The organism is Paenarthrobacter sp. NEAU-H11 (genome assembly GCF_050573415.1).
Classification (GTDB): Bacteria; Actinomycetota; Actinomycetes; order Actinomycetales; family Micrococcaceae; genus Arthrobacter.
Genome location: NZ_JBNZGA010000005.1, coordinates 183777 through 197621 on the forward strand (window position 1 = coordinate 183777; position 13845 = coordinate 197621).

Annotated in this window: 11 protein-coding genes; 4 read left to right on the top strand and 7 right to left on the bottom strand. The window is 67.2% G+C overall.

The window, feature by feature from the left end; genetic code table 11:
- Window positions 1-95: 95 nt before the first annotated feature.
- On the top strand, window positions 96-944 hold the full coding sequence (locus ACQ3DC_RS08825; RefSeq protein ID WP_157242278.1) for a DUF3097 domain-containing protein: 849 nt from the start codon (window positions 96-98) through the stop codon (window positions 942-944).
- A 149-nt stretch (window positions 945-1093) separates the two neighbouring features.
- Window positions 1094-1516 (top strand): DUF4870 domain-containing protein, encoded by a 423-nt coding sequence (locus ACQ3DC_RS08830; protein ID WP_321213596.1) that lies wholly within the window; start codon window positions 1094-1096, stop codon window positions 1514-1516.
- A 54-nt stretch (window positions 1517-1570) separates the two neighbouring features.
- Here the strand turns inward: ACQ3DC_RS08830 and hemW are convergent, their stop codons facing one another.
- Window positions 1571-2800, bottom strand: a complete 1230-nt coding sequence (hemW, locus tag ACQ3DC_RS08835) for a radical SAM family heme chaperone HemW (RefSeq protein WP_421093276.1) — start codon at window positions 2798-2800, stop codon at window positions 1571-1573.
- 36 nt (window positions 2801-2836) lie between these two features.
- The gene (lepA, locus tag ACQ3DC_RS08840) at window positions 2837-4690 is read right to left on the bottom strand and encodes a translation elongation factor 4 (protein ID WP_321213598.1); all 1854 of its coding nucleotides are present in this window, start codon (window positions 4688-4690) and stop codon (window positions 2837-2839) included.
- A gap of 187 nt (window positions 4691-4877) precedes the next feature.
- Between lepA and ACQ3DC_RS08845 the strand changes: the two genes are divergently transcribed.
- Both ACQ3DC_RS08845 and rpsT read left to right on the top strand, forming a co-directional pair.
- Window positions 4878-5453: a type II toxin-antitoxin system PemK/MazF family toxin gene (locus ACQ3DC_RS08845; RefSeq protein WP_157242276.1), complete on the top strand. Its 576-nt coding sequence runs from the start codon at window positions 4878-4880 to the stop codon at window positions 5451-5453.
- A gap of 169 nt (window positions 5454-5622) precedes the next feature.
- A complete protein-coding gene (gene rpsT / locus ACQ3DC_RS08850; RefSeq protein WP_011692086.1) occupies window positions 5623-5883 on the top strand; it encodes a 30S ribosomal protein S20 in 261 nt (86 codons plus the stop codon).
- Window positions 5884-6004: 121 nt separating this feature from the next.
- Here the strand turns inward: rpsT and holA are convergent, their stop codons facing one another.
- The 5 genes from holA to leuS all read right to left on the bottom strand — a co-directional run bounded on the left by holA (window position 6005) and on the right by leuS (window position 13755).
- Window positions 6005-7021: a DNA polymerase III subunit delta gene (gene holA / locus ACQ3DC_RS08855; RefSeq protein ID WP_157242275.1), complete on the bottom strand. Its 1017-nt coding sequence runs from the start codon at window positions 7019-7021 to the stop codon at window positions 6005-6007.
- Complete coding sequence (locus ACQ3DC_RS08860; RefSeq protein WP_430752018.1) at window positions 6955-8886, bottom strand: ComEC/Rec2 family competence protein; 1932 nt, start codon at window positions 8884-8886, stop codon at window positions 6955-6957. The genes holA and ACQ3DC_RS08860 overlap by 67 nt, the downstream gene beginning before the upstream one ends.
- A 315-nt stretch (window positions 8887-9201) precedes the next feature.
- Window positions 9202-10101: a ComEA family DNA-binding protein gene (locus ACQ3DC_RS08865; protein WP_430752019.1), complete on the bottom strand. Its 900-nt coding sequence runs from the start codon at window positions 10099-10101 to the stop codon at window positions 9202-9204.
- Window positions 10102-10150: 49 nt separating this feature from the next.
- Complete coding sequence (locus ACQ3DC_RS08870; RefSeq protein WP_430752020.1) at window positions 10151-11164, bottom strand: DegV family protein; 1014 nt, start codon at window positions 11162-11164, stop codon at window positions 10151-10153.
- Between the two features lie 56 nt (window positions 11165-11220).
- The gene (gene leuS / locus ACQ3DC_RS08875; RefSeq protein ID WP_430752021.1) at window positions 11221-13755 is read right to left on the bottom strand and encodes a leucine--tRNA ligase; all 2535 of its coding nucleotides are present in this window, start codon (window positions 13753-13755) and stop codon (window positions 11221-11223) included.
- Window positions 13756-13845 lie beyond the last annotated feature (90 nt).

Here is a 13845-nt window from a genome sequence, read left to right on the forward strand (position 1 = left end):
TGCTAACAGTCTATTATGACTCCCGCCGTTGCTAGCATTGGTACCGCTCCGGGCGAAATCCGGACCTGTGACCGAACGCTAGGCGGAGTGAAACCATGCAGTACCAGAACTGGGGCCCACGCGACTTGTCCGCTCCCGCAAAGACTGAACTGCCCGAGGTTCCCGTTGAACGGGGAATGGTCCTTGAGGACGTCCAGTCCGGCTGGGTGGGCGCCGTGACCCGGGTGGAAAAATCCGGCGGCATGCACGTGGTTGCCCTGGAGGACCGGCGCGGTAAATCCCGGTCCTTCCGGCTTGGTTTCGGATTCCTCCTCGAAGGCCGGGCCATCAAGCTCCTGCCCCCGGCCCCGCGGCAGGCCGCCGGCGCCGTCGCCGGCCGGACCGCCTCCGGGTCCGTCCGCGTCGCCGGCCAGCGGGCACAGGTGGCCAAGGCCAGCCGGATCTGGGTGGAGGGAAAGCACGACGCCGAACTGGTGGAAAAGGTCTGGGGAGACGACCTGCGCGTGGAGGGCATCGTCGTCGAACCCCTGCACGGCATTGATGACCTGGCGGGGGCCGTCGCAGCGTTCAGGCCCGGACCGGGCAGGCGCCTCGGCGTCCTGGTGGACCACCTGGTGCCGGATTCCAAGGAATCCCGCATTGCGGACGCCGTCATGGCCTCGCCGGGAGCTGCAGGGAACGTCCTGATTGTGGGTCACCCTTACGTGGACGTGTGGCAGGCCATCCGGCCCGCGGTCCTGGGCATTGAGCAGTGGCCGGTAGTGCCGCGCGGGCAGGATTGGAAGACCGGCATTCTCGCAGCGTTCGGCTGGCCCCATGCCACAAAGGAGGACATCGGGCTTGGCTGGCAGAAACTGCTCGGCGCCGTCCGAACGTACGCCGACCTGGAAGCCTCGCTGCTGGGGAGGGTCGAAGAAGTCATCGACTTCCTCACCGTGCCCTGAAGGACGGTTCTGCCCCGGCCCGCGCATCCCGGGGCAGGTATGGGGCCGGTACCAAGTATTCTTGGTACTGCGGATCCTGCAACATTGCAGGCCGCCGCACCCAATAAGCTTTCTTAGCCGGCACCATTGCACTTCAGAAGGAACAGACTGTGGCAGAAAACGCACGTGATCACAGGGACAGCCCGGGCGGCCAGGGCCGTTCGGAGTACCACGGCGTTCCCGCGAATGCGCTGCCCCTGACAGCCAGCGAAGACCGGCAATGGGCCACCATGGCGCACTTCGGGGGCATCCTGGGCTGCGTTCCGTCGCTGCTGATCTACCTGATCTTCCGGGACCGCGGGCCCTTCACGGCACAGGAATCCAAGGAAGCCCTGAATTTCAGCCTGCCGCCCACCATTGCTGCCCTGCTGGCGAACATCCTGGTGGTCTTCGTCCCCGTGATCGGCAACATCTTTGCCGTCATCGCCACCCTCATCTGGATTGCGCTCACCTGCTTCTCGGTGGCGGCCGGCATCCATGTCAACCGTGGCCAGCCGCACCGTTACCAGTACAACCTGCGCTGGATCAAGTAGCGGCTGCACGGGTCCACGCCCGCGGGGGCGCGGACCCACGTTGCTTTGTGCCGTTCAGTCCGGCAGGACCCGGCGGACCACCGCGTCTGCCAGCAGCCTGCCCTTGAGGGTCAGGACCAGCCTGCCCCTGAACGCGGCAGCAGGATCCACGAGGCCGTCCGCGATCAGCCCCGCAACCTCATGGCGTCCTTCTTGGCCCAGCGACGATACTTCGAGGCCGGACTGGAGACGGGCCTCGAGCATCACACGTTCGACGTTCCGGGTCTCCTGGTCCAGGGTTTCCCTGCCGGCCGCCGGTGACACTCCCTGTGCGAGGCGTCCGGCGTAGGCCGTGGGGTGTTTGACGTTCCACCACCGCACGCCGCCCACATGCGAATGGGCGCCGGGGCCGATCCCCCACCAGTCGTCGCCCCGCCAGTAGGCGAGGTTGTGGCGGCAGGCCTGCTCCGGCGTGCGGGCCCAGTTGCTGACCTCGTACCAGCCCAGGCCGGCTTTGGTGATGAGGTCGTCGGCGAGTTCGTACTTGTCGGCGTGGTCGTCGTCGTCGATTCCTGGAACCTCGCCCCGGCGGATCTGGGCGGCGAGCTTGGTTCCCTCTTCGATGATCAGCGCATAGGCGCTGATGTGGTCCGGCTGGTAGGACAGTGCCGTCTCCAGGGAGTAGCGCCAGTCGTCCAGGGACTCCCCCGGCGTGCCGTAGATGAGGTCCAGGCTCACAGCCAGTCCCGCGTCCCGGGCCCATTGCACAACCTGCGGGACTCGGCTGGGCGTGTGGGTCCGGTCAAGCACTTTGAGGACATGCGGCACAGCAGACTGCATCCCGAAGGAGATGCGGGTGAAGCCGGCTTCCTTCAGGATGGCAAGGGATTCAGGCGTGACGGAGTCCGGGTTCGCCTCCGTGGTGACTTCGGCGCCGGCCTCGATTCCCCACTGTCCGATGGCGCGGCGCAGGATCAGGGCGAGGTCCTCGGCGGGAAGCAGGGTGGGTGTGCCGCCGCCGAAAAACACCGTGCTGAGCGGTCGCGCAGGAAGCCCTGATTCCGCCAGGACCCTGGCTGCCAGGGACACTTCGGAGGCGGCCGTGGCGGCATAGGCGTCCTGCGAGGCCCCGCCGCCGAGCTCCGTGGCGGTATAGGTGTTGAAGTCGCAGTAGCCACAGCGGACGGCACAGAACGGAATGTGGACGTAAAGCCCGAACGCCCGGCCCGCCGCACCGTCAACCGCCTGGGGAGGCAGGAGACCGTCCGACGGCGCCGGGTCGCCGAGGGGAAGAGTGCTAGGCATTGCAGGGGCCTCCGGTGGCGCCGGCCGCTGTGACCACTATTTCTTGGCCTTGTCCTTGGACTCGTCCGTGGTGAGCGCGGCGATGAAGGCTTCCTGGGGGACCTCAACGCGGCCCACCATCTTCATGCGCTTCTTGCCTTCCTTCTGCTTCTCCAGCAGTTTGCGCTTACGGGAGATGTCGCCGCCGTAGCACTTGGCCAGGACGTCCTTGCGGATGGCGCGGATGCTTTCCCGGGCGATGATCCTGGAGCCGATGGCCGCCTGGATGGGCACCTCGAACTGCTGGCGGGGAATGAGTTCGCGCAGCTTGGTGGTCATCATGACGCCGTAGGCGTAGGCCTTGTCGCGGTGCGTGATGGCGGAGAAGGCATCCACCTGTTCGCCCTGGAGCATGATGTCGACCTTGACGAGGTCCGCCACCTGGTCGCCGTCGGCCTTCCAGTCGAGCGAGCCGTAGCCGCGGGTCTTGGACTTGAGGATGTCGAAGAAATCGAACACGATCTCGGCGAGCGGCAGGCGGTAGCGGATTTCCACCCGGTCCTCCGAGAGGTAATCCATTCCTCCCATGACGCCGCGGCGGCTCTGGCACAGCTCCATGATGGCGCCGACGAATTCGTTCGGCGCAAGGATGGTGGCCGACACCATGGGCTCGCGGACCTCGGAGATCTTGCCGGAGGGGTATTCGCTGGGGTTGGTCACGTGGACCACTTTCTTGTCCTCCAGCGTCACCTCGTATTCCACGTTGGGGGCCGTGGAAATCAGGTCCAGGTTGTATTCGCGTTCCAGCCGCTCGCGGGTGATTTCAAGGTGGAGCAGTCCCAGGAAGCCCACCCGGAACCCGAAGCCCAGTGCCGCGGAGGTCTCCGGCTCGTAGACCAGGGCGGCATCGTTGAGCATCAGCTTCTCCAGTGCATCGCGCAGCACCGGATAGTCCGTGCCGTCCAGCGGGTACAGGCCGGAAAAGACCATCGGCTTGGCATCGGCGTAGCCGGGCAGGGATTCAGCGGCCGGCTTGGCGAGGTTGGTGACGGTATCGCCGACCTTGGACAGGCGGACGTCCTTCACTCCGGTGATGAGGTACCCCACCTCGCCGACGCCCAGGCCCTTCGAGGGCGTCGGCTCCGGGGAGCTCACGCCAATCTCGAGGAGTTCGTGCGTGGCCCGCGTGGACATCATCTGGATGCGCTCGCGAGGGTGCAGCATGCCATCCACCACACGGACATAGGTGACCACGCCGCGGTAGGTGTCGTAGACGGAGTCGAAGATCATTGCGCGGGCCGGGGCATTGGCGTCACCCTGGGGAGCCGGGAGGTCGCGGACAATCTTGTCCAGCAGCGCTTCAACGCCCATGCCGGTTTTTCCCGATACCCGCAGCACGTCCTCCGGTTCGCCGCCGATCAGGCTGGCAAGTTCAGCCGCGTACTTCTCGGGCTGTGCCGCAGGAAGATCGATCTTGTTCAGGACCGGGATGATGGTCAGGTTGTTTTCCATTGCCAGGTACAGGTTGGCGAGGGTCTGGGCTTCGATGCCCTGTGCCGCGTCCACCAGGAGGATTGCTCCCTCGCAGGCCGCGAGGGAGCGGGAGACCTCGTAGGTGAAGTCAACGTGTCCGGGCGTGTCGATCATGTTCAGCGCGTAGCTGACGCCATCCAGCTCCCACGGCATGCGGACAGCCTGGGACTTGATGGTGATGCCGCGCTCGCGTTCGATGTCCATCCGGTCCAGGTACTGGGCCTTCATGTCGCGGGACTGGACCACTCCGGTGAACTGCAGCATCCGGTCGGCCAGGGTGGACTTACCGTGGTCAATGTGCGCGATGATGCAGAAATTCCGAATGATGGCCGGATCTGTCGCGGCGGGCACCGGGGCGGTGCGGGCCATGGGAGACACGCAGGGTCCTTACTGTTGGCATTCACTGATGGCTTTGGGCAACCAGGCAGGACGCGCCGATGGCACGCTGCGGCCCGACCGCACATTTTCAACCTCCAGTGTCCCACGTCAGGGCCCGCGCCACCGCATCCTGAGCGGAGTTCCTGCCTTCACTCTCCCGTACCGGGGGCGGTTATAGGGTTGCTGGATGGTTCTCAATCTCCGCTCCCTGCAGGATGCCGTCAGGACAGGCCTCCGGGCACTGCGCAACGCAGCCAGGACGTCCCCGGCGCCTGGCCCCGACTCCTCCCCCGGCCGGGCGGCGCCTGTGCCCGGCAACGCCCGCCTGCCGGCCGCTGCCCGCGGCGGCGCCGTGGATGGCGATGTATATCCCGGGGACTTCCAGGGCCGGTCCAGCGTCCGCTACGCACCGAGGCCCGATGGTGAACCGGATCCGGGCGAGGTGGTGTGGGCGTGGGTGCCCTACGAAGAGGACCACAGCCGGGGCAAAGACCGCCCCGTGCTTTTGGTGGGCCGCAGCGGCAGTTACTTGTTGGGAGTCATGCTCACGAGCAGGGACCGTGTCCCCGAATCGGCCGTGTCACAGGACTATGTGGACCTGGGCGCCGGCGCATGGGACAGGCAGGGCCGGGCCAGCGAAGCCCGGCTGGACAGGATCGTGCAGCTTCGGCCGGACGCCATCCGGCGCGAAGGTGCTGTCCTGGACCGTGCGCGCTTCGACACCGTGGCGGCCGGACTGCGCAGCCGACACGGCTGGACGTAAACGCCGAAATGGCCAGCCCTGCCGCTGACCTGCTATTCTTTGTAGCTGTGTGTCCGTGCAGGTCGACGGCCACTGATGGTTGGCCGCCATAGGTATCCCCACGCCGCTCAGTCAATGGCCAATCTGAAAGCCCTCTAGACCATTTCCGCATTAAAAAGAGAGTTCACACGTGGCGAATATCAAATCCCAGAAGAAGCGCATCCTCACCAACGAGAAGGCACGCCTGCGCAACAACGCAGTCAAGTCCGAGCTGAAGACGGCCATCCGCGCCGTCAACACCGCCGTTGAGTCCACGGACAAGGATGCAGCTGCTGCTGCCCTGGTTGCTGCCAGCCGCAAGCTGGACAAGGCTGTCAGCAAGGGTGTTCTGCACAAGAACAACGCAGCGAACCGCAAGTCGGCGATCTCCAAGAAGGTCAACGCACTGTAAGGTTTCCAGTTCAACTGAACTGATGGTTGTGGCCGGTCCCCTCGGGGGCCGGCCACACATCTTTAAGGCCCTGAATTGCGGCCCCGGATGCCAGGCTTGGGCCCGGATCGGAACGGAACTGTCAGCGGCCCTGGACCGACATGGCGATCACCGTGACCGCATGCTCCACTGCATACACAGGATCACGCGAAAGCCCCTTGACCTGCGCGTCCGCCTCGGCCGTGGCCTGGATGGACCTGACCAGGCCATCCGGGGTCCACCGGCGGACGTCGCGCTGCGCCTGCTCCACCAGCCAGGGCTGCATGCCCAGTTCCGCGGCAATCTGGCCAGAGGAGCCCGACGCACCGGCAACGCGGGCCACGGTACGGAGTTTTGCGGCCAGCGCGGCAACAAGCGGGACGGGGTCTGCTCCCGTGGCGAGGGCATGACGGAGCGTGGACAGGGCCAAAGGAGCGTTGCCGGCCATTGCCGCGTCCGCCACCTTGAACGCCGTCGCTTCAATGCGTCCACCGTAGTAGCGGTCCACAATATCTGAAGTCACGGTGGTCCCGGCATCGGCGATGAGCTGGCTGCACGCCGCCGCAAGTTCCGAGAGGTTTGCGCCGACAGCGTTGACCAGGGCCTGCACCGCGTCCTGCTCAATACGGCGGCCGCCGGCCTTGAACTCGGCCGCCACGAAGGCCACCTTGTCTGCGTCTTTCTTGAGGGGCTGGCAGTCCACCACGGGCCAGCCGTCCTTCTTGATTGCGTCCAGGAGTTTCTTCCCACGGACTCCCCCGCCGTGCCGCAGGACAAGGACGGCATCGGGTTCCGTATGTTCTACGTACCGAAGCGCGTCAGCGAGGAAGGCGTCGTTCATGGCCTCGACAGCTTCGACCTCGATGAGCTTGCTTTCGCCGAACAGCGACGGGCTGACCTGCATCAGCAGGGTGCCGGGCTCGTACGCGGCCGCATTGATGCGGCTGACCTCCACGTCCGGGGCTGTTGCCCGGACCTGGGCACGGATGTGGTCCATGGCCCTGATGCCCAGGTACTCCTCCGGGCCGCTGACCAGCACCACCGCAGCGGGCTTTACATCCCGCCAGGAGGCCGCATTCGATGCCGGGGAACGGGTTGCTCGCTTCTGCGCAGCGGCCATCGTGGGTTCCTTCCGGAAAGTCTTGTGGAGGATTCCAGCCTGCCACGTCCGGCCGTCCGGTCCAAGCCGGCAGGCGTCAGTGGCACCACGGGCCGGCTCGGCCCGGGCCCTGACCCGCGGCCAAGGCCGTCCAGGGTACCGACTTGGCGCGATTCAAGGGCCTCGATCAGGGCTACAACGCGCCGATGGGAAGCCAGGACGCAGCGGCCGAACCTGCGGGGCCGGGACGCCGCCCACAGCGTTCCTAACGTGAGGGCTGACAGGAAGAGCATGGTGAGCAGCCCGGCAACGCCTTCCGGCCACGGAAGTGATGCGCCCGGGAGCTGTGAGGTGAACCTTGCCGTGGCTGCAATGCCGGCGCTGAAGATGCCCGCTACGGCGATCAGGGCTGTGGCGGGCCAGGGAGCCGGAATTACCAGGGGCACGGCTGCGGTCCCCAGAAGTGTCACCGGAGCCACCAGGGGTGAAGCGATGACATTGGCCAGCAGCGAGTACGTTGAGAATTCGGGTTGCAGCAGCACTGTAACCGGCCCGCACATCAGTTGCGCCGACAACGGCACTGCGACCCCGGCCGCCACCCAACGCGGAATGAACACCGGCGTCCAGTCGATGATGCGGCGCCCGAGGACAATGATCCCCAGGGTGGCCAGGACGGACAGGAGGAAACCGAAGCTCGATCCCAGGCCCGGGTCGATCAGCAGCAGCGCGATGACGGCCACGCTCAGGAAGCTGAGCCCGCGTCCGGACCGCCCGCCTGCCAGTGAGATCAGTCCAACACCTCCCATCAGCGCCGCCCGAAGCACGCTCGCATCGGGACCCACAAGCACCACGAACAGGCCCAGTCCGGCCCCGGCCAGCACAGCAGCCGGCACCCGGGGCAGGCGGAGGCTGCGGCAGGCCAACAGCAATGCACCGAGGACCAGGCTGCAGTTGGCCCCGCTGACAGCTGTCAGGTGCGTCATGCCCACACCTTTCATGGCGTTCTTCAGGCCCTCATCCAGCGCGCTGGTGTCTCCCGTGACCATGCCGGGAAGCAGGCCCGCTGGATCAGGGGAGAGGAAGGAAGCTGCGGCAACAAGCCGTTCCCGCAGTTCCTTGGCCGATCCCTGCAGTAGCGGAGATTCGTTGGGCCGCCCGGGCGGGGAGGAAGCAGTGAGGGTGCCGGCCTCCTCCCTGCCCGGATCAGGAGGGCGAAGCTTTCCTGCGGTGCGGACCAGCTGGCCCGGCACAAGGGTTGCCCAGGCCGGGCCGCCCATAACCACAAGGTGGGCACGCGTCCTGAGCAGGACGCCGCCGGTGCTGACATCCCGTGTCCAGACGGGCACCGACCAACGCTCGGGCGGTCCTGCCTGGCCGGGTGCCGCCAGTGCGCGCGGGGCTCCCGCCACTTCGACCACGGCCACCACCGACTTCCCGGACGCAATCGCCGCCGCCAGCGGGCCCTCGGACCTCTGGCTGGACGCGACGGCCGAGTGCGATGCCGCGGCGGCAGCCAGGAAGAGTGCCACCGCGCTGGTGGCCAGGAAACTCCGCCGAACCGGAGTATTTTTGGCTGCCGGCGCCCCTCCTTCGCAGGCCCCGCCTCCCGATGCCCCCGTTCCCCCGGTACGGGTTCCCCCTGCCGGGTTTGCCCGTAGCCTGCGCCGGCGGAGGCCGGGCAAGGAGGGCCGGGCCGTGCGGAACAGCAGGAGCAGCCCCAAGGCCACCGCTGCGCAACATACGACCGCCAGGGCTGTAGGGTCCAGCCAGAGCCCGGCGACTGACGCAGCCCACACCGCGGCTGCCGGCAGGGTGAGGCGGACGTCTGTGCGGCGGCGCGGGGCCTCACCGGGGGTGCCGGTGGTTGTCCCTGCCCCGTCCTTCACTGCCCGCGGCCAGGTGTCCTTTAGGATCCGGCTCCAATATTCCAGGACACGGTGCCGGAAGGGCACTGCAAGCCCCGGCCTCCGGCGCTCGAAAGGAGCATCCCCGGAGCGGACTGCCGGATTGTCACGGGTCCCGGGAAGGCGGGCGCCTGCTTCACGGCTGCCCCCAGGACCGGGTGGAGTAGCCGGTCCTTTCACAGCGGACTGCACGTAACGGCTCCAGGGACTCGTCCGGGAGGTCTTCCTGCCACTACCCATCGGGATCACGGTTCACCCGGGCCTTCTCATACCGGGCCTCCCCATACCGCCAGGGCCTCACACCGTCACCAGTGGCAGCAATGCTTCAAGCATCTTGGGTCCCACGCCGTCCACGGCGTCCAACTCCTCGACGTTCTTGAATGCCCCGTGCTCCTTGCGCCAGTCCACGATTCGTTGGGCAAGGACAGGACCCACTTTCGGCAAGGCGTCCAGCTCCTCCACGCCCGCCGTGTTGAGGTTGACTTTTCCTTCCGGCGGCATTGCACCGCTGCCGCCATCCTGGCCAGCGCCATCCGGCCCGCCTGCAGGGACCTCCTCCCCTTCCCGCGGAACATGGATCTTCTGGCCGTCCTCCACGGCGAGGGCAAGGTTCAGGCGGTTCAGGTCGGCTCCCGGCGCCCCGCCTCCTGCTGCCGCGATGGCCTCGTGCACCCGGCTTCCTGCGGGCAGTTGAACCACGCCCGGCCTTGCCACTGCCCCGGCCACATGGACCACTACCGAGCCTGGGGATTCATCGCCGCGGGCGTCCCTGGCAGCTTCAGGATCACCTCCGGTCCCCTGGTCCCCCGCGGGGGCGCCGTCCGCCACCGGACCACCGGGGCTGATGCCGCTGAGGGGCAGGATCTCCGGACGGCCTGATGCCACCTGCCACCAGAACCATGCCCCCGCCGCAACAGAGAGGATGCCCAGCAGCACAGCGAGGCGCGGCCCCAGCCGCCACCGGAGCACGGATCCCACGGGAGTGGCGGCGGCAGGGTCCAGGTCCTGCCGGGAACCGGCGGGTGGGGAGTGCGGGGAGGCCCCCGGCGGGTCCCCGGCCGGTCCCCGGTACTCAAAAGGACCGGGCCCGTTACCGTTCCGGAGCAGCCCCGCGGGAGCCTCCCCGAGGGCGGCCTGCAGGCGATTCCTGGCATGGCGCGCCGGACCACCTGCTTCTCCAGCGTCCCGCCGTGACATGGCTTCACGCTAGGGAAACGTCCGGGCGCGGCAACAGGGCAGGTACGCGTTATGTGGAAAGGCCTGCCGAACGGCTGCCCGTTTCCGTCAGCTCTTCCCCCACGATCACGGCCAGGACCCCCAGGCCGGCATGGGCCGCGAGGACAGCGGGAAGCGGGCTGGTCTGGGCCGGCGGGCGCCCCGGCAAGGCCAAGGCCAGGCGTGCAGCCAGGTTTTTGGCTTCGTCGGGATTGCCGAAATGGTGGATGGCAAGGTGGACGGCCGATGCCGGCCGGCCGGCAGCATCGGCGGCGACGATCTCTTCCAGGCGCGCAACAGCCCTTGCAGCAGACCGCACCTTCTCAAGCAGGACAATCCTGCCGCCCTCCACCGCCAGGATCGGCTTGATGGCCAGCATCGTCCCCAGCAGCGAGGCGGCTGCACCGATCCGGCCCCCGCGGCGCAGCTGCTCCAGGCTCGGGACGTAGAAATACACCTTGGTCCGTCCTGCCTGTCCAGCCGCGGCAGCGGCAACGGCCGCAGCGCCACCGCCGTCGGCCGCTGCCCCCACTGCCGCCTGGACGGCCATGCCCAAAGCCATGCCAACGGTGCGGGAGTCCACGACCTCCACCGGGATGTCCACCCTCGCCGCAGCCAGCCGGGCCGCGTCCGCCGTCCCGGACAGGTCCCCGGAAATATGGATGGAGACTACCGCCTCGAAGCCCTTTTGCCGGGCAGCGCGGTAGGCCTGCTCGAATTGGCCGGGCGAGGGCCGGGAGGTCTTAACGGAGGTCCCGGCGGCCAACGCCAGGGCGATGGTTTCGGAGATGTCGTCTTCGCCCTCGCCATAGATCTCCGACCCAACCATCACAGGCATCGGAATGACCGTCAGGACGCCGTCGCCCGTGAGCGCGGACACCCACTCCGGCGGCAAGGCAGCTGCGGAATCAGTGACCACGGCAGTACGCACGACGGCGCCCGGCCGTGTTCCGGAATCGTCCCGCCTGGCAGCCTCCTGCCTGGCGCGCATGGCCGCCAGGCGTGCGCGGAGCCAGGGCCAGGCGGCGGTGTCGCGGTCGGGCAAGGGGGCCTCCTGGTGTCACTGCAGGCCGCCGGAGCTGTTCCGGCGGCCCGGTCCGGCTAGGCCGGGACGATGTTGACCAGTTTAGGTGCGCGGACAATCACCGTGCGGATGCCGCGGCCGTCCAGTGCCCGCTGGACATTCTCCGACGCAAGCGCCAGTTCGCGCAGCTGGTCCTCGGAGACGTTCGGGGACACTTCCAGCCTGTCCCGGACCTTGCCCTGGACCTGGACCACTGCCGTGACGGTGTCCTGGACCAGCAGGGAGGCGTCATGGGCCGGCCATCCCGCATTCGCGACGGAGGCCGGGTGGCCCAGGACGTTCCACATGTCCTCAGCCGTATACGGCGCGAACAGGCTCAGGATCACCGCGACGGCCTCAGCGGCCTCGCGCACAGCGGGGTCGGCGCCGCCGGCACCGGAGGCTGCGTCTATGGTCTTGCGGGTGGCGTTGACCAGCTCCATCAGTTTGGCCACCACCACGTTGAACTTGTTGGCGTCCAGCAGCGCGGCGGCGTCGGCGATGGTCCGGTGCGTAACGGAGCGCAGTGCGCGGTCGCCGCTGGTGACGTCGACGCCGGGTTCGCTCGCCACGTCCTGGGCCAGGCGCCACGCCCGCGCCAGGAACTTGGCGGAACCGGAGGGCGAAACGTCAGCCCAGTCCACGTCGTCCTCGGGCGGGGAGGCGAAGATCATGGTCAGGCGGACGGCATCCACGCCGTATTTGTCCAGCTGCTCGCCGAGGTCCACACCGTTGCCGAGGGACTTGCTCATGGCTTTGCCGCCGTTGAGCACCTGCCCCTGGTTGAGCAGGGCGCTGAACGGCTCGTCGGCGTCGATCATGCCGAGGTCGTGGATGACTTTGGTGAAGAACCGGGCGTACAGCAGGTGCAGGATCGCGTGCTCAACGCCGCCAACGTACTGGCCCACCGGCATCCAGTCGTTGATTTTCTCCGGGTCGAAAGGCCCTTCCGTGTAGTGCGGCGAAACGAAGCGCAGGAAGTACCACGACGAGTCCACGAAGGTGTCCATGGTGTCGGTGTCCCGCTTGGCCGGGCCGTGGCAGGAAGGGCAATCCACGTTGACCCACGCTTCGGCAGCAGCCAGCGGAGAGGTGCCCTTGGGCGACAGGTCTTCACCGCGCAAATCGGACGGCAGCGTGACGGGCAGCTGCTCGTCGGGGACAGGAACCTCGCCGCAGGACGGGCAGTGGATGATCGGGATCGGGGTGCCCCAGAACCGCTGGCGGCTGAGCAGCCAGTCCCGCAGGCGGAAGTTCACGAACTTCTCACCGGTGCCCTGGCGTTCCAGCATGGCGATCGCGGCCGGGATGGCCTCCGCCTTGGGCAGGCCATCCAGCCCGCCCGAGTTGATCAGGGTGCCCTCCCCCGTGGTAGCCGTGCCGGAAACGGCAGGATCCTCCTCGCCCGTGTCCAGGACTGCCCGGACAGGCAGGTCGAAGGTGCGGGCGAAGTCCAAGTCGCGCTGGTCGTGGGCCGGCACGGCCATGATCGCGCCGGTGCCGTAGTCGGCCAGGACGTAGTCAGCGGCCCAGACGGGAAGCTTCTCCCCGTTGAGCGGGTTGACGGCGTACCGGCCGGTGAAGACGCCGGTCTTCTCCCGCTCAGTGGACTGGCGTTCAATCTCGGAGAGTGCCTTGACCTGCTCGCGGTATTCGTCCAGGGCCGCGGCGTGCTCCCCGGTGACGAGTTCGACGGCGAGCGGCGCGTCCGCGGCCACCACAAAGAACGTCGCGCCGTACAGGGTGTCGGGGCGGGTGGTGAAGACAGTCACCTCCTTGGCGGGCTTGCCGCCGTCGGCCTCGATCACGAAGTTGACGTGGGCGCCCTCGGAGCGGCCAATCCAGTTCTTCTGCATGGCCAGGACGCGCTCGGGCCAGTGGCCGCGGAGCTGCTCCATGTCGTCAAGCAGCCTGTCGGCGTATTCGGTGATCTTGAAGTACCACTGGTTCAGGGACTTCTTGGTGACGGTGGTGCCGCAGCGCTCGCAGGCACCGTTGACTACCTGTTCGTTGGCCAGCACCGTTTGGTCCTTGGGGCACCAGTTGACCGGGGAGTCCTTGCGGTATGCCAGCCCGCGCTCGTAGAAACGCTTGAACAGCCACTGGGTCCAGCGGTAGTACTCGGGATCCGAGGTATGCAGCCGGCGCGACCAGTCGGCCGAGATGGCGTACCGCTTAAAGGACGCGGCCTGGGTGTCGATGTTGGCGTAGGTCCACTCGCTGGGGTGGGCGTTGCGCTTGATGGCAGCGTTTTCCGCCGGAAGGCCAAAGGAGTCCCAGCCGATCGGGTGGAGGACGTCGAATCCTTTCTGGCGCAGATAGCGGGCCACCACGTCACCCATGGCGAACGCCTCCGCATGGCCCATGTGGAGGTCGCCCGAAGGGTACGGGAACATATCCAGCACGTAGCGCCGCTCCCGGGACCCGTCGTCGACAGGGGTGAAGACCTTAAGGTCTTCCCACACCTGCGGCCATTTGGCCTCCATCGCCGTGAAGCTGTAGATGCCCTCCTCGGCCACCTCCGCTGACACTGTTGCTGCTGTTCCGGTCTCTGTCTCCGGCTGAACGCCCACTGCTGCCCTCTTCTGTTCTGTTACGGCATCTGTGCTGCCATAACGGCCTGATCCTCCTGCTGTCACCGGACGCTCCCGGACACACAAAAG